A 22,373-nucleotide genomic window follows, 5' to 3' on the forward strand; every position below is an offset into this window, starting at 1 on the left:
GAAAGGAGCAGAACGATGGGTGAAAGAAGAGTAGTAGTAACCGGCCTCGGTGCCGTGACACCAGTCGGTAATGATGTAGCAACAATGTGGGAAAGTATTATTAACGGGAAATCCGGAATTGATATCGCAACACGAATTGATGTAGATGAGTATCCAGCTAAAGTTGCGGCAGAAGTGAAGGATTTTGCACCGGAAGAATTTATGGAGAAAAAAGAGATCCGTCGTATGGACCCATTCACGCAATATGCGGTGGCAGCTGCAAAAATGGCTGTAGAGGATGCAAAGCTTGTTATTGACGATAGTAATGCTCACCGGGTAGGTGTCTGGATTGGTTCGGGTATTGGTGGAATGAAAACATGGGAAGATCAGCATCTGAAGTTGATTGAAAAAGGGCCGCGCCGGGTTAGTCCATTCTTTGTCCCAATGATGATTCCAGATATGGCAGCAGGCCAAGTGTCCATCCAATTAGGTGCAAAAGGAATTAACTCTTGTACGGTAACTGCTTGTGCTTCTGGTGCGAGTTCAATTGGAGATGCGTATCATGCGGTCAAGCGTGGTGACGTTGACTATATTATCGCAGGTGGAACGGAAGCACCGATTTCCAATATGGCATTTGCCGGATTTTCTTCTGCGAAAGCTTTATCAACGAATCCGGATCCGAAAACTGCGAGCCGTCCATTTGATAAAAACCGTGATGGTTTTGTCATGGGAGAAGGTGCTGGAATTTTAATTCTAGAAACATTGGAATCCGCCCTTGAGCGTGGTGCAACCATTTACGGAGAAATTATCGGTTACGGTGCAACAGGAGATGCTTACCATATCACTGCACCTGCAGAAAATGGAGAAGGAGCAGCCCGTGCAATGCAAATGGCGATGGATGCTGCTGGAATTTCACCGAATGACGTCGATTATATTAATGCACATGGAACGAGTACAGACTTAAACGATAAATACGAAACGACTGCAATCAAGGCAGTATTTGGTGACCATGCATACAAGCTTACTGTCTCTTCGACAAAATCAATGACAGGACACCTGCTTGGAGCTGCAGGTGGGGTTGAGTCTGTTATTTCATTAAAAGCAATTCAGGAAGGTATTGTACCACCAACAACCAACTATGAAACACCAGATGAAGAGTGTGATCTCGATTATGTGCCTAATGAAGCGAGAAAGCAAGATGTAAACATCGTTGTAAGTAACTCGCTCGGTTTTGGCGGGCATAATGTGTCACTTGTATTTAAAAAATACGAAGCCTAATAGATAGAGAAGCTGATCCTTTAGCGGTCGGCTTCTTTTTGTTTTGTGTGTATTATAAAATAAAGATGCTGTTTTTAACTCAAGTTACTGGTACTAGCCACACGTCGGCTCTATGCCCGGCGACTAGCAGATCTTTTGATGGGACGAGCAAGCATGAAAAACACAGGACAAGCATACGATGTAAAAAGAAACGGGACAATTGAACGGTCTATGTGGGTGGTGTTTTCATGTTTTATATATTTTGGTTTTTAATCGGTTTTGGATTAACGGTCACTGGGGGAGTGACAATAATTAGTTATATGAATTTACTTCCTGCTGGTGTATCCTGGCTCGAGTTTTTTAATTTTATAATGTTTCGGATTGAATGTTATTTTTTCCCCCTTGGCATCGTCATCATGCTCTTTGTTCTGTATTGTTACCCGAATAATTCCTGAACCGTTACAAGCGGAAGAGAATAAATTCATTCTTTATTGGTCATAATGATTCTAGATTAATTTTCCAAAGAGGTGAGGGTGAAATGCTATATTTACATGATGTTTGGGTAAATTGGTTTGAAAGTGAAGAGAATGGTTATCAAGTTGCCCGTTACCATGAGTGGAGGAAGGAAGATAAGATCGAATTATTGGACCAGACACCTTTGTTATACATAAAGCGTGATTTATTTGAGTATATTGAAAATGATTTGCAAGAGATTCCTGAGAGCTTATTAGATACAATTTATAAGCGTTCTTACAATCGGAAAGGTCAGAACCGAAAAGCGATTGATTATGCTTGTGTCCTTACAAATGGAGTGGAGATACTTGCGTTTGATACAATCGGTTATACGATACCTGTCCGAAAAAGCCGGCTTATACCAAGGCAGGAACAGCTCGTCTACGATATGATCAAATCTGCGAAACCCCAGAATTATGGCTTTAAAAAGAGAAATTACAAAAAAGAATATCATATTTTATCCATGCCGCCTGAACAAATATTTGGTTTAACGAGGCGGGAAAGAGAGATTAAGCATATTCTCATGATAGCCCTGGATCAATTGAAAAATTCCGGTAATCAAGAGGAACTGCGATACTGGTTGACCGAATGGGACCCGAAACTTTATCCGACAGTGAAGTTTTTGAATGCAGATGCAGTGTGGGAGCGGCTCTACTCCGGTATTAAGGAAGGATTCAATAAAAATCATGAAGAGTTCTGTGAAAAAATCGTCCGCGGCCAGCCATTTTTAGAAAAACTGTGGGACTTGGAAAAAGAACATGCCCAAGACACATCCAAGTCATAATAAAAATACCGATTCATCGCTTAAGTGAATCGGTATTTTTATTTTATTTTTTCACGCGTCCTAAGCCCATTGCTTTTTTCGCTTTGGCGACGGTTTTATTGGCAATTACGGATGCACTATCTGCTCCGCCATCTAGAATGGTGTCAAGTTCTGGAGAGTCAACTAATTCCTTGTATCTTTCTTGGATTGGCTCGAGCAAACTGACTACAGCATCTGCAACACCCTGTTTGAAGTCTCCATAACCTTTCCCTTCGTATTTCTTCTCTAACGTTTCAATTGATTCACCTGTACAACTCGAATAGATTGTTAACAGATTGGAAACACCAGGTTTATTCTCTTTATCATATTTTACAATTCCTTCTGAGTCTGTCACCGCACTCTTAATTTTCTTGACAATTTGTTTCGGCTCGTCAAGCATGGAAATGAATCCCTTTTGATTTTCATCGGATTTACTCATTTTCTTTGTCGGTTCCTGCAGCGACATGATACGTGCACCGACTTCCGGTATACGAATCTCCGGTATCGTGAAGATATCATTAAAACGATTATTAAATCGCTGTGCAAGGTCCCGCGTCAATTCCATATGCTGTTTCTGATCATCTCCAACAGGTACAAGATTTGCCTGATAGAGCAGAATATCTGCAGCCATTAGCGCAGGGTAGGTAAGCAGTGCGGAGGATACCGCTTCTTTACCAGTTGATTTATCTTTATACTGGGTCATTCTTTCGAGCTCACCGACATAACTGATCGATTGCAGCATCCAGCCGAGCTGTGTGTGCGCTGGGACTTCAGACTGGATAAAAAGTGTTGCTTTCTCGGGATCAAGTCCAGAAGCCAAATACAGCGCTGCAAGCGAGCGAATGTTTTTCCTTAATTCCAAACGGTCTTGCGGAACGGTAATGGCATGCTCATCCACAATACAGAAGTAACATTGATATTCTTCTTGAAGCTCCACGAACTGGCGAATTGCGCCTAAATAATTCCCAAGTGTCAACGTTCCACTCGGCTGAATTCCTGAAAAAATCGTTTGCATACGAAACACTCCTTTAATTTGTCCATAAAAAAAGCCCATTCGAATCCCTGTGGAAGGGACGAATGAACCGCGGTGCCACCCTTATTATCCTGCTATTTGCAGGATCGCTTTAAAATTACTCAACAGCTCCGAAGCCCAATTCCAATCTGCCTTGGTGCTTGTTTCCACCAACCACAAGCTCTCTATTAACCAGCAGGCAATTGTACTATATCTTCTTCAACGCTCGAATATTTATTCTCAATTCATTATATAGATTTTGGGGAGAAAATGCAAGGGAGAGGTAGAGGAGAAAGGTGTTGGTGGGTGTTTTTCAAGATCCTATTGGACAGATCAGCTTAGCGTGTTGCTGAATTTGTCTGATAGGGAGGCTCTATTGGACATAATCCCGATTAAGTTGCTGAATTTGTCTGATAGGGAGGCTCTATTGGACACAATCCCGAGCAAGTTGCTGAATTTGTCTGATAGGGAGGCTCTATTGGACATAATCTCGATTAAGTTGCTGAATTTGTCTGATAGGGAGGCTCTATTGGACACAATCCCGAGCAAGTTGCTGAATTTGTCTGATAGGGAGGCTCTATTGGACACAATCCCGAGCAGGTTGCTGAATTTGTCTCATAGGAAGGCTCTATTGGTCACAATCCCGAGCAAGTTGCTGAATTTGTCTGATAGGGAGGCTCTATTGGACACAATCCCATGCATACAACTTAATTTGTCTTATAGAAGCTTTCTATGAGACAATATATAACAGCGTACGATTAAAATTGTCTCATAGAGAACTTTTGTACAGCAGATTATTCAATTTGTTTTCAATCAATCGGAAATAAATCGTCTATTCCGTAAATTCTACTCATAATATGTCCATCTATGTTCCCCGACCTTTTTAAAATGGGTATTCAACATCCGACTTATCGTTTTCTTTGATTTAATTCCTTTGCACCAATCGTAAACAAGGTTCGTCGTTATTTTTTTATCTGGAAATAAAATTTGAAGCTCTCGTATAGCATTTAAAATAGCATTCGTAATCTTTTCCTTATAGTGACAATGCTTACATGTATACAAGCTTTTCTCGATAACAATTGAAAAGGAGTAGCATTCTGAACAAACAATTCCCTTTTGGAGTTGTTCGAATTCAAAGTGAGGTAACTGACTAAAAGGTGTGTCGGCTTGATGTAACTCCATTAATTTATTAGCGATTTTCATATCTCTGTCTGTTACTTTATAATTCTTGGCTTTTAAATTATTAACATACCATTCGATTTGGGTAGGGAAAATAATTGGTTTATCACGAGGTGCTCCGTAAAGGGTGAAATTGGGGTTGATGAAAACAACTGAGGCATGAGTTGGGGGATTGAAACCGTTCTTCAACAGTAATTGACGAAATAAGGATTCGCATCTACTTAACTGATGAAGCGGGTTAACAACTTCAAAGTTGGGTTTCTTGAAAAATTTATCCGATTGGTAATAATAATCGCCCTCATGATTTTTTACTTCATATAAATAAGTCTTCCCTTGCGCAATAATTAAAGAATCAATTTGAAAGGTAGTATTGTTCACTTGAAGCAATAAATCATTTAAAATCAGACAATCAGATTGCAGCAGTTCCTCCATATAACGATCAAAAAGCTTTTCACCCTCATATCCTTTTTCCAAGTTCAAATAGAGTTGCTTTTCTTGACTTGTTAAATTCTTTCGTTTTGATAATAACTCAAGGGTCGTTAATTCTTGGGACTTGGTCCGGGGTTGATATAGCATGATCCGCATCCTTTCTTTTAAATTATAAAATAATTAATAAAAACTACCATCTTTATTCCAATCATTATAGCACATTTACCTTTATAGAATCATGAAGAGGGCGGATATGTACTTTAAAATATAAAAGGTGTTTGATTACTGACAATTTTGTTGGCAAGGAATGCTCAAGCTGAAGCACTTCATAAAATCAGCGACGGCTACAAGAACTTTATCATTAAAGTATCAATGACAGTAGAGGGACTGGGGGCCACTCATTATTTATTTAACAGAGCTGTCAAAACGGGCGTAACGCTAATATTCATCGTGTCAACATTAAATAAAACCGATGTTAAAAATGCTTTTATAGCGCAGTAAAAGGATAAGGTACTATGAATCACAGGGACAATTAATGAAAAATGATTGTCCACCTTTTATTGCTAACAAATAACTCTTTCATAAAAGCAACCAAAGAAACTGCTGGTACTTTCATTTAGCGTAAGTATTTTGCTCATTCACTAGCATTGGAGTACTAACCACAGCACAGTTTCCCGGAGGACGTGCATCATACGATGGAATTCTTCTATCAGACAGTTTTAGAGTATCAGCCAATCTTATGTCTAATAGAGTGGTTCTATGGGACATCCTTACCGTTTATATCCGGATTTTGTCTAATATAGTAGTTCTCTGAGACAGTTTCGCAGCACCCTCGTCGGATATTGTCTAGTACAGCCGTTCTCTGAGACAGTTTCGCAGCACCCTCGTCGGATATTGTCTAGTACAGCCGTTCTCTGAGACAGTTTCGCAGGTTCCTCGTCAGATATTGTCTAGTACAGCCGTTCTCTGAGACAGTTTTGGAGCTCCCTCGTCAGATATTGTCTAGTACAGCCGTTCTCTGAGACAGTTTTAGAGCTCCCTCGTCGGATATTGTCTAGTACAACAGTTCTCTGAGACAGTTTCGCAGCACCCCCGCCAGATATTGTCTAATAGAGCAGCACTATGAGACAGTTGCACTTTTTCAGACGACTTATTGTCTTATAACAAATTTCAATGAGGCAATTTTAATGTTTTAAATTCGATTATGAGGAATGGAGTAACGCTGCCAAGTTATAATCGCCATGATAACCCAGTCATCATGAATGAATAATCATTCAATATATGGTAAGTTGAAATAAATAAAAAAATAAAGGGGCGGTTTATTTGATCATCCGAACAGACATAAATGAAGGTTCTGCCAGTGGCGTCGGGTTTATCGAAGGAATGGTAGCTCTTGGAAAAATAAAATTAAATGTTTATAGTTTCGCAATAGATGGTATTTTAATTGATACGGGGTCACCAAGATTGCTGCATGATTTTCAGCCGTTTTTTAAAAGGTCGAATGCTGAGAAAGTGCTTCTAACTCATTCCCATGAAGACCATGTCGGAGGTGCTGCTTATTTGCAGAAAAAGTATAATCTTCCTGTGTTTATGGATGAATTAGGTGCGAGAAAGTGTGCGGAAAAAGCAGATTATCCTTTATACCGGAAAATTTTCTGGGGGAGAAGGGAACCATTTCTCGCAGAACCAATTGGGAGAACATTCGCCTCACGGACTGCAACTTGGGAGGTAATCGGTACACCGGGTCATACAAAAGACCATCTTTCCTTCTTGAACAAAGAAACTGGGCAGTTATTCTCAGGGGATTTATTTGTTACTCCATCGACAAAATTGATACTCGCAGATGAGAATGTGCCGGTGATTATTGATTCAATTAAACGTGTACTAAAGCTAAACTTTGAGGAAATCTTTTGTTGTCACGCAGGATATGTCAAGCAGGGACAAAAGATGCTTGGTAAAAAGTTGCAGTATTTAGAGGAATTAGAAGAAAAAATTTTGGAGATGAATAAGCGAGGCTGCCATGAGAAAGAAATCCAAAAAGAATTATTTAAGAAAAAATATCCGATTACATACTTATCACGTGGGGAGTGGGATTCCATTCACATTATTCGTTCTGTTTTGAAGGATTCATCCAAAGCGGCTCTATCACAATAAGGAGAGGAGCGGGTATGACAAGACTCGACAACTTTTTCAATTTAAGTGTTTTTTACCATTCAATTATACAAGTTTTTCCTATATACTAGGGTGAGAGATTAGCAGATTAGGAGATTGATAGGTAATGGGGAACGTACAGAATTGGCTTAAACTATTAACAGGAATTATCCTGATAGGGATTATTTTACCAAATGAGGTGTATGCGGAGACAGAAGAATCCGTATCGATCAGCAAGCATGCCGAGAGAGCGACGAGTATTGAACTATATGATGTTGAAAAGCGGATGAAGCGATTTGCTTTTGACTCTGCATATCACTTTGAATATCCGGATGCAGTGCGAGGCATTTATGTGACAGGTAACTCGGCTGGCGGCAGCAAATTTGAGGACCTTCTTAATCTGGTCGAAACGACTGATTTAAATGCGATGGTTATTGATATTAAAGAAGACCATGGCAACTTAACATTTAAACCTGACGAAGATTCTCCTTATGCAGATATTGCACAGAATTATATTTCTGATCCAGAAGAAATGATGAAGGTTTTGGAAGAAAAGGGAATCTATCCGATTGCAAGAATTGTCGTATTTAAAGATTCCGTCCTTGCTAAAGAGCGTCCGGAGCTTTCATTTACGGAAAATGGCGAAGTATGGGTCAATAATCGCGGTGAAGCCTTTGTAAATCCATTTGAAAAAGAAGTTTGGGAATATAATGTGGAGATTGCAAAACTCGCTGTGGAACTCGGATTCCAAGAAATTCAATTTGACTATGTCCGTTTCCCGGAAGGCTTTGAAAATAAGGATGAAAGCTTATCGTATACGTACGGGGATTATGCGGATCTTGATATGAACAATATTAAGAAGCGTGTTGAAGCCGTTACTGACTTTGTAGCTTATGCGAGGGAAGAATTATCTACATACGGAGTGGACGTGTCCGTTGATATATTCGGTTATGCAGCGACACTGGAGGAAACTCCTGGAATTGGACAAAATTTCTCTAGGATCTCAGATAATGTCGATGTCATTTCATCTATGATTTATCCGAGTCATTGGACAAGTTATTTCGGAATTGAAAAGCCGGATACAGAACCGTATCGACTTGTGACCGAGTATGCTAAAACGGAAAATGAAGTACTTGGTGCACTTGACAATCCACCGGTATCCAGACCATGGCTTCAAGACTTCGAAGCACCTTGGCTGTACAGCGGACCAACAAAACAATATGGGAAAGCCGAAGTAGAGGCACAGATCAAGGCGCTCTATGAAAACGGCATTAACGAATTTCTGCTTTGGAATGCGAGCAACGTCTATACTGAAAATGTTGACTACTTAATAGGAAAAGAATAGAAATCTGGGACACGGCAATGAGAGTGCGTGTCCCATTTTTTTAACCAATTAAGAATTTAAGGGTTTAATTGAAAACAGTTCGGGTACAATATCGAGTAGACAGTCGTTTATGCAGGTGGATTGGGAAATCTGCAAAGATTCGAGGTTTACCCCTACTTTTTTTGTGGTAAATGTAGTATACTATAAAAGGGTTTTATTTAAACTTATTTTAATATAAGAATGAGAAATGAGTTTAATTAATTGCTTGCATATCGATAGAAATAAATATTGAGGAGTGAAGTACATGGTAACACTTTATACCTCACCAAGTTGCACATCCTGCAGAAAAGCTAAAGCTTGGTTGGAAGAGCATGATATTCCGTACAAGGATCGTAACATTTTTTCGGAACCGCTAACAATTGAAGAAATAAAAGGCATCTTACGGATGACGGAAGATGGTACGGATGAAATCATCTCGACACGCTCAAAAGTATTCCAGAAATTAGACGTAAATATTGAACAATTACCAATGCAGGATTTGTTTGATCTAATTCAAAAAAATCCCGGCTTGTTAAGAAGACCGATTATCCTTGATGAAAAACGGCTTCAGGTTGGATATAATGAAGATGAAATCAGACGTTTTCTTCCTAGAACTGTTCGTACTTTCCAATTAAGAGAAGCCCAACGAATGGTAAACTAAAGGAAATTATACATTAAAAAGCACAGGACAAAAGTTCATTGTCTTGTGCTTTTATGATTAACAAGAAGAAAATGCGTGACAAATTGTTCAAACTGCTTTAGAATAAACATTTAATTATAGGCATATTCATTTCCAAACGACCATACTTTATCATACAATAGCTATAAGCTGAGAAGCGGTACGATTTTCTTGGCTGAATAAATTCTTACGCATATTATTTTAATAGATTTCAAATCTTTCGCTTGAAGGGAGAGTAGAAGAATGGAAATAGAAAGAATAAATGAAAATACGATTAAGTTTTATATCTCGTACTTGGATATTGAAGATTTAGGGTATGAAAAGGAAGACATTTGGTACAATAGAGAACGCAGTGAACAACTATTCTGGCATATGATGGATGAAGTAAATCAGAAAGAAGACTTCAGTCCGGATGGTCCGCTCTGGATCCAAGTGCAAGCGATGGAAAAAGGTCTTGAAATCATCGTTACAAAAGCTAAAATCTCTAAACAGGATGACAAATACGAACTGGATGATGAGGATGACGATAGCTTTGAATTGCACGGGGAAGAAGATATTGATGAAATCCTCGAAGACACATTTGGTAAGAGTGAAGAACATGTGCATGATAAGCCTGGTTTCCATGAAGAAAAATTATGGGTCATTGTAAAGTTCGCTGACTTTGAAGATGTGATTCAACTCAGTCACCTGATGAAGCGTGATTATGAAATTATAGAAGAAACCCTCTACCACTATGAAGGAGCGTACTATCTGTATGTACAGTTCGGCATAGAAGTTCTGGATGATGACAATATTCAAACGAACCTTACGAGTAAGATTCATGAATTCGCAACAAACTCTGATATTTCCCTCCATGTACTAGAAGAATACGGGAAAAAAATTATCGAGGAAAATACGTTTGCTGAGATAAGAAAATACTTTCCGCGAGAAAAATAGACATCTGGATAGGATGTCTATTTTTTTGGGGGAAATGTGAAAAAATAGCAGGATTTTTTCATTTTTTGTCGAATATAGTGGCATGGAGGTGTTTGCATGCTGCAAGCAAAATCAAAAAATGGAAAATATATCACCCCAGCACTGCTTCCAAAGAATCGACTGCTGCAATTAAAAGCTGATAGTGAATCATTTTATTGTCCGGTTTGTGAAGAGAAGGTCATTTTGCGGGCTGGCGAGAAAGTGGTTGCTCACTTTGCCCATACAGCTAACGCAAATTGTCCATCATCAGGAGGAGGGGAGGGTGCTTATCATGAGCAAGGGAAGCTTCATCTATATGAATGGCTTCTTGGTCAAGATCTTACCGTAGAGCTTGAAGCGCATCTTCCGGAAATCAACCAGCGTCCAGATTTGCTGCTTTATTATCGTAAACGTAAAATTGCAATAGAATATCAATGTTCGAGGATTTCTAGTGATGAAATTATTAGCAGAACAAACGGATATAAAAGAACCGGCATCCACGTTGTTTGGATTCTCGGCGAAAGATTATTAAAACGAAAAGGAAATAAAGTACTGAAAATCGACTCCTTTACCCGCATGTTCATCCATCAATTTACCGAAGCTTACCCATTAAGCCTTTTCTACTACTGCCCCTTCACTCGTAATCTCATTAAATTCCAAGATTTTACTTTTACAAATAAAAACCGTGCAATGGGGAAACTTACAATTAATCGACTAGAAGCATTGACGTTTCCCGGACTGCTTGCAAAGGAATTTTTACCGAACTATCAATTTGCAACAATCTGGAAAAAGGAAAAGAACTATTTCAGATTAAGAGGGCGAGGCAGGATGTTTGGAGAAGAACGGAATTGGCATCGTTGGTTATATAGGAAAGATCTGCAATTCGAAAAGCTGCCGGCGATTGTTCACCTTCCAGTTTCAGGAGCTTACCGCATGAAGCTGCCCGGTTGGATATGGCAAAGTTGGATTCTGTTTGAGGTGATCGCTGTGAAACCGAACGGATCTGTAATTACGACGCAAGCCTGCAACCATATCGTTCAAAATTATTTGTTCCCCTCTGAATACTTCCCCTTAATTGTGACTCCAGTACAACCCGTCCGCGAATATCTTAGACATCTTTGTTCGGCTGGCATTTTACGGCATGTCTCTGCTGACTCCTTTCATAAAATAGCGGAGATTCATCTTCCTGACCAGCTTGAGACCGCAATGATAGAAGATGGTGACTTCATTACAGAGCTTTTTCAAAAGAAATAAACATCATTCGAGCATGAATCGTCATTAATTCGTTATACTAAAAGAAGGGGTTTTCTATATTTTTCTAGAATTAATATAGTAAGCAGATATAAAGGAGGAAATTTGATGTCAAATACGACGAAAAAATTGAAATCAAGAAGTGAAGTTCCAGAGGAGCGTACATGGCGGCTGGAAGATATTTTTCCAAATGATGAAGAATGGAAAAAAGAACATGCTCAACTTGGGAAAGACCTTCCAGAAATCGAAGCGTATCAAGGAAAGTTAGCAACATCCGCGGATACGCTATATAATCTATTGAAACTGCAGGATGAATTGTCCAGCAGGCTCGGAAAATTATATACATACGCTCATATGCGCTATGATCAAGATACAACGAATTCCTTTTATCAAGGGTTGAATGCGGAAGCGGAAATGCTGCTTACGAAAGCATCCAGTGCGATGAGCTATATCGTTCCAGAGATCCTTGCTATGGATGAAGGCAAGCTGGACGAATTTTTAGAGGAGAAGGAAGAACTGAAGCTTTATGAAAAAGTGTTAGCGGATATCGCGAAACGCCGCCCGCACGTCCTGAGTGAAAAAGAGGAAGCATTGCTTGCAGAAGCAGGGGAAGCTCTTGGAACAGGTGCACAGACCTTTGGCATGCTGAATAATGCGGATTTGACGTTTCCAGCGATTAAAAATGAGGACGGGGAAGAGGTTGATGTCACTCATGGCAGATACTCGACTTTTCTTGAATCAAAAGACCGCCGCGTGCGGAAAGATGCATTCATGGCAATGTATGAAACATATGGTAAATTTAAAAACACCTTTTCAGCAACGTTAGGCGGAAATATAAAGAAAGATAATTTCTATGCAAAAGTACGTAACTATGAATCTGCAAGACAGGCGGCACTTTCAGCCAACCATATTCCAGAGGAAGTATATGATAATCTCGTGGAAGCGGTGAACGAGCGTCTTCCATTATTACATCGTTATGTAGAATTGAGGAAGAAGGTTCTTGGTGTCGAGGAACTGCATATGTATGATCTCTATACACCATTAGTGACAGAGGTTGATATGAAAGTTCCGTACGAGAAAGCACAAGAATATGTCTCTAAAGGACTTGAGCCACTCGGTAGTGATTATCAGCAAATATTAAAAGAAGCGTATGAGAATCGCTGGATTGACGTGGAAGAGAATAAAGGGAAGCGGAGTGGAGCTTATTCATCTGGTGCGTATGGAACAAATCCTTATATTTTAATGAACTGGCAGGATAATATTAATAATACATTTACACTTGCGCATGAGCTTGGCCACTCTGTGCATAGCTATTATTCGCGGAAGCATCAGCCATTCCGTTATGGGAATTATTCAATTTTCGTAGCTGAAGTTGCTTCAACAACGAATGAAGCGCTACTTAATGATTACTTGCTGGAAAACCTGGAAGACGAAAAGGAAAAGATGTATATCCTTAACCACTTCCTGGAAGGCTTTCGGGGAACAGTATTCCGCCAGACAATGTTTGCTGAGTTCGAGCATGACATTCATGCACGTGCACAAAACGGAGAAGCACTCACTGCAGATCGACTGACAGAGATTTATTATGACTTGAACAAGAAGTATTATGGTCCATCTGTAGTAAGTGATGAGGAGATTGGCCTTGAATGGGCAAGAATACCCCATTTCTATTACAACTATTATGTATATCAATATGCAACTGGCTATTCCGCAGCAACTTCACTTGCCAAACAAATCCTGGAAGAAGGGGACTCAGCAGTCGAACGCTACACGAATTTCTTAAAAGCAGGAAGCAGCGATTACCCGATTGAAGTTTTGAAAAAAGCGGGCGTCAATATGAACTCCAAGCAGCCAATCTTGGACGCGCTAGATGTATTTGAAGAAAGATTAGAGGAATTAGAAAAGTTATTAGGATAATGGGAAAGGGAGCAGGTTGTATAACCGCTCCCCTATTTACCGCATGCGCCGATATACTTTTTTTCGATTCAGAATAGAATAAATCATGAAATAAATCGAAATAAATAATAGAGGCAACGTTATAAATAATGGAATCAACCGCATCAAACCAATCATGTTAACAAATAAAGCAATCACCACTAAAATAAACAATAAAATCGGATACAACTGATTCATACGCATCCTCCTCGTCTAGTATAAAATATGATGCAGAAACGTAAATATACCAACTGTGAGCAATTATTATTGAACAATTTGTGAAAACTTGAACATATCCCTTGCACACTGAAAAAATACCTGTTACTATATAATTGTAAGTTGAAGCAAACAAACCCCTTTTGTTTGATCATGAAACTTTCTCCCATCCCCCTTTGTATTCATACAAAGACGGATATTAGAGAATGTACGCTGCCCCGTATATTCTCTTTTTTTTTGCTCTTTTTAAATAGAAGTTTTAGGGGGACGGAAAATTACCACCCCGGGCGCAAAATGTCCAGAATTTGAACTTTTTGTGAACTATCACACAAAACTATTGTCAAATTGATTATGAGTTGTTATGATATATACATAAGTTGAAACAAACAAAAACCCCTTTTGTTTGATCATGAAACTTTCTCCCATCCCCCCTTTGTATTCATACAAAGACGGAATAAGGATATACGCTGCCCCGTATATCCTTTATTTTTTTGTTTATTTTGGGACAGTGCACCTGACCGAGGCTGCTGAAAAACATATTTTGGAAATTATTTTTCCCACTTTGATAACCAAAATCGAGTGAAAACAGGTATTTATTCCCCACTTTCATAGGTTATTTTACATGAAATTTGGGAATCGGTTTCCATTCGCTTGAAATTAGTGTACTTTTTCAGCAGCCTCCACCTGACCCCTTGTCCCAAACCAAAAAAATAGACCGACTAATGAATAGTCCGTCAAATTTTTGGTTTCCAGTAGATTTCATTATTTATTTCCATTTTCTCCACTAGTTGTTTTAATTGTAATTTTTTCATTTCCCTTAAAGTTTTTGTTTCTGACCAGTCATAAATAATGGAAATTTCTTTGTTGCCGATAATGGTTGAACGGCTTATCAAATCTTCCAGAGAAGGTTTCGTGGATGGAATCGGATGATATTGTAAGATTTCACTTAAAACAAGTTCATATATCTCGTAAGGGTATAATCCAGAAACTTTAATACCATGCTCTTCCACTGTCTGATTAAAGAACACCATCGTCGGCATTGCATCGACATCCATTTCATTCGTAAGGCGTAAATCACATTGGTACGCTCTTTTTGCTGAAGGTGAAACGATATCTTTCTTAAATTCCTGCATATCTAATTTTGTCTCTTTCGCACAAGCGAACAGGACATCCAATTCAGAGATATTCAAGTGCTCGATGAACAGCTTTTCTTGTAACTTCTGTAAAAATTCTTTCCCTGCCCGCTTACCTTGCAGCTCAGATGCCTTAATGGCAAGGGAGGTAATCAGTGGATGTGTGACTGGATAGCGTTCTCTGCCTTCACTCACCATTGCTGCATGACTAATGAAGGGAGCATGTACCTGTTGCTTGTTCACTAAAGAAAAGCGGCTGTTTACAATCACTCGCACAGTGAAAAATCTGCCATATTCTAATGTTAACTTCTTTAAATAAAATTGCAGAGACCAACATTCCGCGGAAAAAGGATCCAAAAACAGATAAACTTCTACAGGCTTCTGAACAGAATCTAAATCAGTATAAGTGGCTGATGGGTTAGAGTGATTCATACTCAATAACTCAGGTTGCTGCCAGCTCACATCAAGTCCTCCTTTCTTTTACTCTGGTGTATTCATCATGTGATTAGCTGTCAACGTCAATTTCTCAAAAATAACCGTCCGATAAGGTTCATCGATACGTGCTTCTTCCAGTGCCTCTTCCATACAATCCAGCCAGGCGTCACGCCTGCTTGGTGTAATGGGGAAGGGGAGATGCCTTCTGCGCATCATCGGGTGACCTCTTTCTGCTTCGTAAAGCCTCGGTCCGCCGAAGAACTGGGTAAGAAATAATTTTTGCTTTCTTGCCGTCTCCGTCAAATCTTCCGGAAAAATCGGAATGAGTAACGGATGTTTTGCTACTCGTGCGTAAAAACTGTCAACTATCTTCTCTATTTCACTATAGCCGCCAATTGCTTCATAAATAGAGCGGTGTCTGATGTCCTGCATATGGATTTCTCCTAATTTTGTTTTTCATTATTGTAGCAGGGGTTTAGTATATGAGCAACAAATCTGATTTATAACAGGGATTATTTACATAGCATCTAATGTTTTCCATCCAGATTTTTCAAATTCATGAAGAATCGCTCAATCTTGTTCGGTGTCCGGCGTTTTGGAATATGATTTGTTTCCAGTACCCATTTAAACACTTTTTCCCCATCTGGACGGCTTTTCGCTTCCAGCTCGAATTCATAATCATCCTGTTCGTTGTACGTACTGTAATCAAGGACATAGAGGGTGTCTTTATTCTGATATTCCCAGCGCTCGGTTGACAGCTCACCGAAGTATTTTAGATCGGTGAAATCGACTTCTAACTGTTCCAACTGTTTTCCAACATTCTTTTTCGGTGCAGGCTTCCCATTTAGCCAACTTGCGGCTTCTTTTTGCGTTAATTGATCATGCGTTTCCAGTAGGCTGTCACCAAAAGGCTCTTTTAATGTTAACGTAAACTCCCCGTTTTTCTCCCTAATTCTTAAGGCGCTATGATGCTTTTTCAACTCTAGGTTTTCTGTTTCAAAATAATGGTTCGTTTGTTTGATTGGTTCTTTAGGGAAGGGAAATGTCTCCAGTAATGTATCAAATTCAGCTTTCGTCAATAAGTTTTTAAATTCAATTTCAATTTCCTGTGCCACTCTAAATGCCTCCGTTGTAAAGTGATTATAATTGATTATGGCAATTTCTCAAGTAATATGCAATGAATAGCCTTTTTCTCTGCATGTGTTAAAATAGACTAGGTACAGACTCAAAAGAAAGAGGAGTGGTGACAGTGAATTGGGAAGTAATTCTAGCTCCTTATGAACAGGTAGTAGAAGAATTAAAAGTGAAACTAAAAGGAATGCGCAAACAATTTGAACATGAATCAAGACACTCCCCAATTGAATTTATTACAGCAAGGGTAAAGCCGATTCCGAGCATCTTGGAAAAAGCGGAGAGAAGACAAGTACCGCTGAACGAGATTGCAGATGAAATCCAAGATATCGCGGGAATCCGTGTTGTTTGTCAATTTGTCGATGATATTTATACCGTAGTCGACATGTTGCGTGAAAGAAGCGATTTTACTATTCTTGAAGAAATAGATTATATCAAAAGTAAGAAAAGCAGTGGCTACCGATCCTTTCATATGATTATTCAATATCCTACCGAAACGATTCACGGAAGAAAGCTCGTTACTGCGGAAATCCAAATCCGTACACTTGCCATGAACTTCTGGGCGACGAATGAACACTCCTTAAATTATAAATATAAAGGAAGAATACCTGAAAAAATCCAAAAACGATTACAGCTTGCAGCAGAAGCAGCTTTTAATCTAGATGAAGAAATGTCAAAAATTAAAAATGAAATTCAAGAAGCAAACCGGATTTTCCACCGGTTGTAATCATGTAATAAGACAACCGCATTTAAGGGGGAGAAGATCATGAAATTTGTAATTGTGTCAAGAGACGATAATCGTTCAAAAACAATTAAAGCAACGATGAAACAATACTTAACGGAATTTGATTTGGAATATAGTAAGGAAGAGCCGGAACTCGTCATATCAGTTGGCGGAGACGGTACATTTCTGGAAGCTTTTCACCGTTATCATCATCGCCTGCAGGAGACTGCTTTTATTGGGGTTCATACCGGTCATCTTGGTTTCTACGCCGACTACACACCTGACGAGTTGGAAAAACTAATTATTGAGATTGCGAAGACCCCATTCCAAACGGTAGAGTACCCGCTTCTCGAAGTCATTATCCGTTCGAAAACGGGAGAAAAAGAAGACCGGTTACTCGCACTGAATGAAGTGATGATCAAGACAGCAGATGGTTCTTCTGTCGTCCTCGATGTTGAAATTAAGGGTGAACATTTCGAAACTTTCCGAGGAGACGGTATTTGTATTTCTACACCATCGGGAAGTACTGCCTATAATAAAGCACTGGGGGGCGCGATTATCCACCCATCACTCGAAGCGATTCAATTAACGGAAATGGCTTCGATTAATAATCGGGTTTTCCGTACGATAGGCTCACCGCTTATTTTGCCACAGCACCATACGTGCATGTTGCGTCCAATGCGTGATAGCAGTTTTCTGATTTCAATTGATCATTACACAAACACATACTCAGAAGTGAAGTCCATCCAGTGCCGCGTAGCAAAGGAAAAAGCGCGCTTTGCAAGATTTAGGCAATTCCCATTCTGGAACCGAGTACGTGATTCATTCGTTTCCGATGGGAATTATAGGATGGGAGAATAGAGAGGCAATCAATAAATGAAATGGACAATCAAGAACGAGCAAGCGGGAATGTTAATCCGAGACTTTTTACAACAAGTAGGCGGTTTTTCAAGACGAATCTTAATTGCGGCAAAATCGGATAAAGGTAATATTTTGCTGAATGAGGTAAGGGAGACGGTAAGGGCACAACTGAAGGCAGGGGATATATTGGAAGTACAGTTGCCTCCCGAGCCTGTAAGTAAGTGGCTCTTTCCTGAACAGCTTGATCTTACAATTGAATATGAAGATGAAGCGGTACTCGTAATCAACAAACCGCCGGGAATGCCAACTCTTCCATCACCGAAATATAAATCAGGCACGGTCGCAAACGGAGTCCTTGCCCATTATGAAAAAATCGGAAACCCTCATACAATCCATATTGTCACGAGATTGGACAAGGATACCTCTGGTTTATTATTAATAGCAAAAGACCGATTGAGCCATAGCCTCCTTGCAAAAAGTCAACAGCGCTTCACAATCAACAGGAAGTATATGACGATTGTAGAGGGCCATATGGACAGGAAAGAAGGAAAGATTGATGCGCCTATTGGAAGGAATCCAGCCTCCATTGTAGAACGCATGGTAACAGATACTGGAAAACGCGCAGTAACGCACTATAAAGTGAAGAAACGGTTAGCTGAACATACACTTGTGGAAGTGGAACTTGAAACAGGGAGAACGCATCAGATTCGGGTTCATTTTTCATATATAAATCACCCCTTATTAGGCGATGATTTATATGGCGGGAAAAAAGATAGCTTGAATCGTCAGGCTCTCCACTGCCATGAGATTCGTTTTTTACACCCGTTTACAGGAAAAGCACTTACGGTCGTTACTGATTTGCCGGAAGATATGGTGAAGGCAATGAATCAACTATCAAGTGATTAATCGAACGAACGAAATTTCTCTTCATTCCACGGTTGTGTGGATGGGGCCGAAACGATAGTCTGTTCGGGAAGCTGATAAGCGGTCAATGCATTTCCGAACACACAGCCAGTATCAATATTTATTGTATGATGGATGATTCGTGGAGCCTTAACTGGGGTATGGCCATAAATAATCCAACGCTTTCCGTGATAATGTTTTGCCCAATCACGTCGGATCGGCCTACCCAAATTATCGGACTTGCCGGTAGTATCTCCGTAAAGGACGAAGCTTTTCACTTGCTTATCCGTACGACCGATATATTCTTCTTTTATTCCGGCATGTGCGATGACGGCATTTACTTCAGGAATTTCAAGATAGAGAGGAGCCTGTTCATATAAAGACATGAACTGCTCTCGAATGTGCTGCTTTTCTTTGTTATCGAGGGTTTCATATTCTTGAACGGTTGTTTCCAGTCCATGCTTCTGTTGGACATTATTACCAAGAAAAAAGCGATATAATTTATTGCAATGGTTTCCTGGTACATAGCGGGCGATCTTTTCTGTGACGACCATTCGGTAAACGAGGCGAATAACTGCAAGCGAGTTCGGACCGCGGTCGGTTAAATCACCAAGAAAAACAGGAACGCGTCCGCCGGGATGTTTGAAAACTTGATTTTCATAATGGTATCCTAATGTTTGGAAAAGATCGTGCAGCTCATCGATACATCCGTGCACATCTCCAATACAATCAACTTTCATCATTCGTACCTCCTTTATGAACTATTGTACACAATATCGCTCGTATTATGAAATAAGAACTTATTCTCTTCTGGAGGTCCGCAGTCCAAACACCTCTCGTAGCTCCTGAACGGCGATTAGAAAGCTAAAATTAGTGAATGAACACTGAATGAAAGTAATTAGTAGTTTCTGTAGTTTTTAAATGTTCATTAGTGGAAAGGATATATACATAGAGAGGTTTGTAGGAAAGGATTGGTGAACATGAGTGAATCATTAGAGAGATATGAAGCAGAAAAAGAAGAAAACTATCAAGCTCGCTTTAATACATTACAAACGTCTCTTGAAAAAGATGATATTGAAAATTTTAGGGAAGATTTTCTTGATATGCACACGTATGAACAGGCAAGTTTTTTCAAGGAACAGCCTGAGCCGCTCCGCCAGTGGATATATGGATACTTGTCTCCAGCGGAATTTGCCGAAATTATCGAAAGTATGGATTTTGAAGATACGTTGGAATACTTTACGGAGATGGATCCACAATATTCCGGGGCAATCTTGACCGAACTGCCAGCGGATGATGCGGTTGATATTCTGAATTTATTAGAAAAAGAAGAAGTCGCAAGTTTTTTGACGCTGATGGATCAGGAAGCTGCTGAAGAAATTAAAATCCTTTTAAATTATGAGGAGAAAACAGCCGGTAGTATTATGACGACGGAGTTTATCGCCTTATACGATACTCAAACCGTCGAGCAGGTCATGCAAGTGTTAAAAGAAGAAGCACCCGATGCGGAGATGATTTATTATTTATATGTCGTTGATGAAATGAAGAAGATCGCGGGAGTACTGTCCATTCGTGACCTTATCATTTCTGACAGCGATATGTTGATTAAAGACATCATGAGCGAATGGGTCATTACAGTATCCGTCGGCAAAGACCAAGAAGAAGTAGCACAATTGTTTATGGATTACGACTTTCTCGCTGTTCCGGTTGTTGACTTTCAAAATCATCTCATCGGGATTATTACGGTCGACGACATTTTAGATGTTGTAGACGCGGAAGCGAGTGAAGACTATTCCAAGCTTGCTGGGGTGGCAGATGGCGAACATCACACCGATACACCGTTTGAAGCAGCCAAAAAACGGTTGCCATGGTTAATCATTTTATTATTCCTTGGTCTCTTTACTGCAAGTTTGATCGGACAATTTGAAGAAACGTTGGAACAGGTTGCAGTCCTTGCCATTTTCATCCCATTAATTGCCGGGATGGCAGGTAATTCTGGAACACAGTCGCTAGCTGTTGCAGTTCGAGGGCTTGCAACAGGCAATTTCGGCAAGCAGGGGAACCTTAAATGGTTGCTGCGTGAACTTGGGACAGGTGTTATCACAGGGAGCGTATCCGGCGTCATTATTTCTATCGTTATTTTTATTTGGCAACAGAATCTGGTTTTAGGGATGCTTGTTGGAGTATCGATTATGGCATCTCTGATTGTAGCGACAATCGCAGGAGCTTTCATTCCAATGCTCATGGAACGATTGAACATCGATCCGGCGGTTGCATCTGGGCCATTCATCACGACTTTGAACGATATTACATCGATCCTAATCTATTTCGGCATGGCAACAACTTTCATGTCGTATCTTGTGTGAATGGAAGCTGGGGGTGGAGTGATCCCCCCTTTTTTTTAAAATAAACCAAGAACACTCGTGACCTCCGTGTTGGGAGGTTCAAAGAATACCCGAATTAAATCGGGAAAATAAATATCATGTCACCTTTCTAATATTAAAAAACTTAGTCAAAATCCAAGGCCCTTGTGTAAAGCCAAGACCAATTTGCCAAGCTCCCGTACCGAGAAGCCCGTATTCTCTAACAAGCGAAAACTTTTCGTAGAATCTTCGAACCAAACAACGTGGCTTTGTCCGAATTGATCAGCGTAGTAAAAATAAGGTGACGCATATTCTGCGGAGAAACGAATCGGACTGCCAGAACGCATTGCAAGATCGACTGCATCATGGTTCGAAATGGCAGTTGCTATCGTATTGGGATTATAAGGTAGTTCCCAGTCGTATCCATATAATGGCACCCCAAGGATTATTTTAGAACTATCCATCCTCTCTAAAGACCTAATGGATGTTAAATGATTAGGCTTTTTAAACAGTATATTTCAATCCGTTTATTTTGTTCCAATATACTTACACACGGCTGGGCGTCTTCGGCATATACTGATTATGAAAATTTATAATTGAAGGGGAGACGGATATTGGATAAGGAACGGTATGCCAAGGCTCCATTATTATATATTCACCAGGCTCGCACAGAGAAGATCAATGCCAATATGCAAGAGTACTATCGGTCATCCAAAATGAAAGCTGCAGAAAAAAAAGAAAAACCATCCAATCCCGGCCGGATTAAAAGAACGGTACCGATTTACAATCATAACTCAGTTTCAGATGAAAGCGAAACAGATGACACGGAACGAGAGAAAGATAAAAACTTTCAGGATATGACGGTTGAGGAGCAGCTCATTTACTTAGCCGATAAACCTTCTTATGCACCACGGCTGATTTGTGAAATTAGAACGACCGAACGCAGTTATAAGGGCATTGTTTTAGATTATAAGGACGGAGCAGCTACAATACGAAGCGGAAGAAGAAGCCTCCAGCTCCCTTATGAAACAATCGAACGGATTCGCTTGCTTAGTCTATAATTTCCGAGTCAAAAAAGGTAAGCGCCCGAATGATGAAAGAAT

The 22,373-nt window shown here is 39.9% G+C and carries 21 protein-coding genes, 1 pseudogene and 1 other annotated feature; of the genes and pseudogenes, 14 read left to right on the forward strand and 8 right to left on the reverse strand.

Going from position 1 to position 22,373, the window contains the following annotated elements; translation table 11 throughout:
* The first annotated feature begins 15 nt into the window (after window positions 1-15).
* The 3 genes from fabF (at window position 16) to LZD48_RS02785 (ending at window position 2,533) form a co-directional block, all read left to right on the forward strand.
* Window positions 16-1,257 carry a beta-ketoacyl-ACP synthase II gene (gene fabF / locus LZD48_RS02775; RefSeq protein ID WP_235761211.1) on the forward strand — a complete coding sequence of 414 codons (1,242 nt, stop codon included), beginning with the start codon at window positions 16-18 and terminating at the stop codon, window positions 1,255-1,257.
* A 227-nt stretch (window positions 1,258-1,484) separates the two neighbouring features.
* A complete protein-coding gene (locus LZD48_RS19320; protein WP_235761212.1) occupies window positions 1,485-1,691 on the forward strand; it encodes a YuzI family membrane protein in 207 nt (68 codons plus the stop codon).
* A gap of 83 nt (window positions 1,692-1,774) precedes the next feature.
* Window positions 1,775-2,533, forward strand: coding sequence for a DUF3603 family protein (locus LZD48_RS02785; protein WP_235761213.1), 759 nt, complete (start codon window positions 1,775-1,777; stop codon window positions 2,531-2,533).
* Between the two features lie 43 nt (window positions 2,534-2,576).
* Here LZD48_RS02785 and trpS read toward each other — a convergent pair whose 3' ends face one another.
* Both trpS and LZD48_RS02795 read right to left on the reverse strand, forming a co-directional pair.
* On the reverse strand, window positions 2,577-3,566 hold the full coding sequence (trpS, locus tag LZD48_RS02790) for a tryptophan--tRNA ligase (RefSeq protein WP_235761214.1): 990 nt from the start codon (window positions 3,564-3,566) through the stop codon (window positions 2,577-2,579).
* A 51-nt stretch (window positions 3,567-3,617) separates the two neighbouring features.
* Window positions 3,618-3,795 (reverse strand) — a binding site (T-box leader).
* Window positions 3,796-4,409: 614 nt separating this feature from the next.
* Window positions 4,410-5,318: a nuclease-related domain-containing protein gene (locus LZD48_RS02795; protein WP_235761215.1), complete on the reverse strand. Its 909-nt coding sequence runs from the start codon at window positions 5,316-5,318 to the stop codon at window positions 4,410-4,412.
* 1,176 nt (window positions 5,319-6,494) lie between these two features.
* Here LZD48_RS02795 and LZD48_RS02800 point away from each other — a divergent pair.
* The 6 genes from LZD48_RS02800 to pepF all read left to right on the forward strand — a co-directional run bounded on the left by LZD48_RS02800 (window position 6,495) and on the right by pepF (window position 13,486).
* On the forward strand, window positions 6,495-7,325 hold the full coding sequence (locus LZD48_RS02800) for an MBL fold metallo-hydrolase (RefSeq protein ID WP_235761216.1): 831 nt from the start codon (window positions 6,495-6,497) through the stop codon (window positions 7,323-7,325).
* Between the two features lie 124 nt (window positions 7,326-7,449).
* Window positions 7,450-8,667 carry a putative glycoside hydrolase gene (locus LZD48_RS02805; RefSeq protein ID WP_235761217.1) on the forward strand — a complete coding sequence of 406 codons (1,218 nt, stop codon included), beginning with the start codon at window positions 7,450-7,452 and terminating at the stop codon, window positions 8,665-8,667.
* Window positions 8,668-8,950: 283 nt separating this feature from the next.
* A complete protein-coding gene (gene spxA / locus LZD48_RS02810) occupies window positions 8,951-9,346 on the forward strand; it encodes a transcriptional regulator SpxA (RefSeq protein WP_235761218.1) in 396 nt (131 codons plus the stop codon).
* 261 nt (window positions 9,347-9,607) lie between these two features.
* Window positions 9,608-10,300, forward strand: coding sequence for an adaptor protein MecA (gene mecA, locus LZD48_RS02815; protein ID WP_235761219.1), 693 nt, complete (start codon window positions 9,608-9,610; stop codon window positions 10,298-10,300).
* A gap of 96 nt (window positions 10,301-10,396) precedes the next feature.
* Entirely contained in the window at window positions 10,397-11,572 is a 1,176-nt protein-coding gene (locus tag LZD48_RS02820; protein WP_235761220.1) for a competence protein CoiA, read from the forward strand.
* Between the two features lie 105 nt (window positions 11,573-11,677).
* The gene (pepF, locus tag LZD48_RS02825) at window positions 11,678-13,486 is read left to right on the forward strand and encodes an oligoendopeptidase F (protein WP_235761221.1); all 1,809 of its coding nucleotides are present in this window, start codon (window positions 11,678-11,680) and stop codon (window positions 13,484-13,486) included.
* Between the two features lie 36 nt (window positions 13,487-13,522).
* On the opposite strand, the gene LZD48_RS02830 is transcribed toward pepF, so the two are convergent.
* The 4 genes from LZD48_RS02830 to LZD48_RS02845 all read right to left on the reverse strand — a co-directional run bounded on the left by LZD48_RS02830 (window position 13,523) and on the right by LZD48_RS02845 (window position 16,403).
* The gene (locus LZD48_RS02830; RefSeq protein ID WP_235761222.1) at window positions 13,523-13,702 is read right to left on the reverse strand and encodes a hypothetical protein; all 180 of its coding nucleotides are present in this window, start codon (window positions 13,700-13,702) and stop codon (window positions 13,523-13,525) included.
* 752 nt (window positions 13,703-14,454) lie between these two features.
* Window positions 14,455-15,315 carry a DsbA family protein gene (locus LZD48_RS02835; RefSeq protein ID WP_235761223.1) on the reverse strand — a complete coding sequence of 287 codons (861 nt, stop codon included), beginning with the start codon at window positions 15,313-15,315 and terminating at the stop codon, window positions 14,455-14,457.
* Window positions 15,316-15,333: 18 nt separating this feature from the next.
* Window positions 15,334-15,720, reverse strand: a complete 387-nt coding sequence (locus LZD48_RS02840) for a globin domain-containing protein (protein ID WP_235761224.1) — start codon at window positions 15,718-15,720, stop codon at window positions 15,334-15,336.
* 95 nt (window positions 15,721-15,815) lie between these two features.
* Complete coding sequence (locus LZD48_RS02845; RefSeq protein WP_235761225.1) at window positions 15,816-16,403, reverse strand: CYTH domain-containing protein; 588 nt, start codon at window positions 16,401-16,403, stop codon at window positions 15,816-15,818.
* 134 nt (window positions 16,404-16,537) lie between these two features.
* On the opposite strand from LZD48_RS02845, the gene yjbM reads away from it, so the two are divergent.
* Genes yjbM through LZD48_RS02860 form a run of 3 tightly spaced genes read left to right on the forward strand, consistent with a single transcriptional unit; the run spans window position 16,538 to window position 18,910 of the window.
* Window positions 16,538-17,146: a GTP diphosphokinase gene (gene yjbM, locus LZD48_RS02850; protein ID WP_235761226.1), complete on the forward strand. Its 609-nt coding sequence runs from the start codon at window positions 16,538-16,540 to the stop codon at window positions 17,144-17,146.
* Between the two features lie 39 nt (window positions 17,147-17,185).
* Window positions 17,186-18,004 carry an NAD kinase gene (locus tag LZD48_RS02855; protein ID WP_235761227.1) on the forward strand — a complete coding sequence of 273 codons (819 nt, stop codon included), beginning with the start codon at window positions 17,186-17,188 and terminating at the stop codon, window positions 18,002-18,004.
* 15 nt (window positions 18,005-18,019) lie between these two features.
* On the forward strand, window positions 18,020-18,910 hold the full coding sequence (locus tag LZD48_RS02860) for an RluA family pseudouridine synthase (protein ID WP_235761228.1): 891 nt from the start codon (window positions 18,020-18,022) through the stop codon (window positions 18,908-18,910).
* On the opposite strand, the gene prpE is transcribed toward LZD48_RS02860, so the two are convergent.
* Window positions 18,907-19,647 carry a bis(5'-nucleosyl)-tetraphosphatase PrpE gene (gene prpE, locus LZD48_RS02865; protein ID WP_235761432.1) on the reverse strand — a complete coding sequence of 247 codons (741 nt, stop codon included), beginning with the start codon at window positions 19,645-19,647 and terminating at the stop codon, window positions 18,907-18,909. The genes LZD48_RS02860 and prpE overlap by 4 nt on opposite strands.
* Window positions 19,648-19,887: 240 nt before the next feature.
* Between prpE and mgtE the strand changes: the two genes are divergently transcribed.
* On the forward strand, window positions 19,888-21,273 hold the full coding sequence (mgtE, locus tag LZD48_RS02870; RefSeq protein ID WP_235761229.1) for a magnesium transporter: 1,386 nt from the start codon (window positions 19,888-19,890) through the stop codon (window positions 21,271-21,273).
* Window positions 21,274-21,387: 114 nt separating this feature from the next.
* Here the strand turns inward: mgtE and LZD48_RS02875 are convergent.
* Window positions 21,388-21,728: pseudogene (locus tag LZD48_RS02875) on the reverse strand (sporulation protein); the annotation flags it as partial.
* A 156-nt stretch (window positions 21,729-21,884) separates the two neighbouring features.
* On the opposite strand from LZD48_RS02875, the gene LZD48_RS02880 reads away from it, so the two are divergent.
* Entirely contained in the window at window positions 21,885-22,331 is a 447-nt protein-coding gene (locus tag LZD48_RS02880) for a CotO family spore coat protein (RefSeq protein ID WP_235761231.1), read from the forward strand.
* The last annotated feature ends 42 nt before the right edge of the window (window positions 22,332-22,373 follow it).

This window comes from Oceanobacillus alkalisoli, assembly GCF_021556485.1.
Lineage (GTDB): Bacteria > Bacillota > Bacilli > Bacillales > Amphibacillaceae > Oceanobacillus > Oceanobacillus alkalisoli.

What these genes read in the sequence shown, in the direction of transcription:
- LZD48_RS02830 (WP_235761222.1), bottom strand. Translation starts at nt 13,702, where the DNA reads ATGAATCAGTTGTATCCGATTTTATTGTTTATTTTAGTGGTGATTGCT.
- spxA (WP_235761218.1), top strand. Translation starts at nt 8,951, where the DNA reads ATGGTAACACTTTATACCTCACCAAGTTGCACATCCTGCAGAAAAGCT.
- prpE (WP_235761432.1), bottom strand. Translation starts at nt 19,647, where the DNA reads ATGAAAGTTGATTGTATTGGAGATGTGCACGGATGTATCGATGAGCTG.
- mecA (WP_235761219.1), top strand. Translation starts at nt 9,608, where the DNA reads ATGGAAATAGAAAGAATAAATGAAAATACGATTAAGTTTTATATCTCG.
- pepF (WP_235761221.1), top strand. Translation starts at nt 11,678, where the DNA reads ATGTCAAATACGACGAAAAAATTGAAATCAAGAAGTGAAGTTCCAGAG.
- mgtE (WP_235761229.1), top strand. Translation starts at nt 19,888, where the DNA reads ATGAGTGAATCATTAGAGAGATATGAAGCAGAAAAAGAAGAAAACTAT.
- LZD48_RS02820 (WP_235761220.1), top strand. Translation starts at nt 10,397, where the DNA reads ATGCTGCAAGCAAAATCAAAAAATGGAAAATATATCACCCCAGCACTG.
- fabF (WP_235761211.1), top strand. Translation starts at nt 16, where the DNA reads ATGGGTGAAAGAAGAGTAGTAGTAACCGGCCTCGGTGCCGTGACACCA.
- trpS (WP_235761214.1), bottom strand. Translation starts at nt 3,566, where the DNA reads ATGCAAACGATTTTTTCAGGAATTCAGCCGAGTGGAACGTTGACACTT.
- LZD48_RS02785 (WP_235761213.1), top strand. Translation starts at nt 1,775, where the DNA reads ATGCTATATTTACATGATGTTTGGGTAAATTGGTTTGAAAGTGAAGAG.
- LZD48_RS02795 (WP_235761215.1), bottom strand. Translation starts at nt 5,318, where the DNA reads ATGCTATATCAACCCCGGACCAAGTCCCAAGAATTAACGACCCTTGAG.
- LZD48_RS19320 (WP_235761212.1), top strand. Translation starts at nt 1,485, where the DNA reads ATGTTTTATATATTTTGGTTTTTAATCGGTTTTGGATTAACGGTCACT.
- LZD48_RS02840 (WP_235761224.1), bottom strand. Translation starts at nt 15,720, where the DNA reads ATGCAGGACATCAGACACCGCTCTATTTATGAAGCAATTGGCGGCTAT.
- LZD48_RS02860 (WP_235761228.1), top strand. Translation starts at nt 18,020, where the DNA reads ATGAAATGGACAATCAAGAACGAGCAAGCGGGAATGTTAATCCGAGAC.
- LZD48_RS02855 (WP_235761227.1), top strand. Translation starts at nt 17,186, where the DNA reads ATGAAATTTGTAATTGTGTCAAGAGACGATAATCGTTCAAAAACAATT.
- LZD48_RS02805 (WP_235761217.1), top strand. Translation starts at nt 7,450, where the DNA reads ATGGGGAACGTACAGAATTGGCTTAAACTATTAACAGGAATTATCCTG.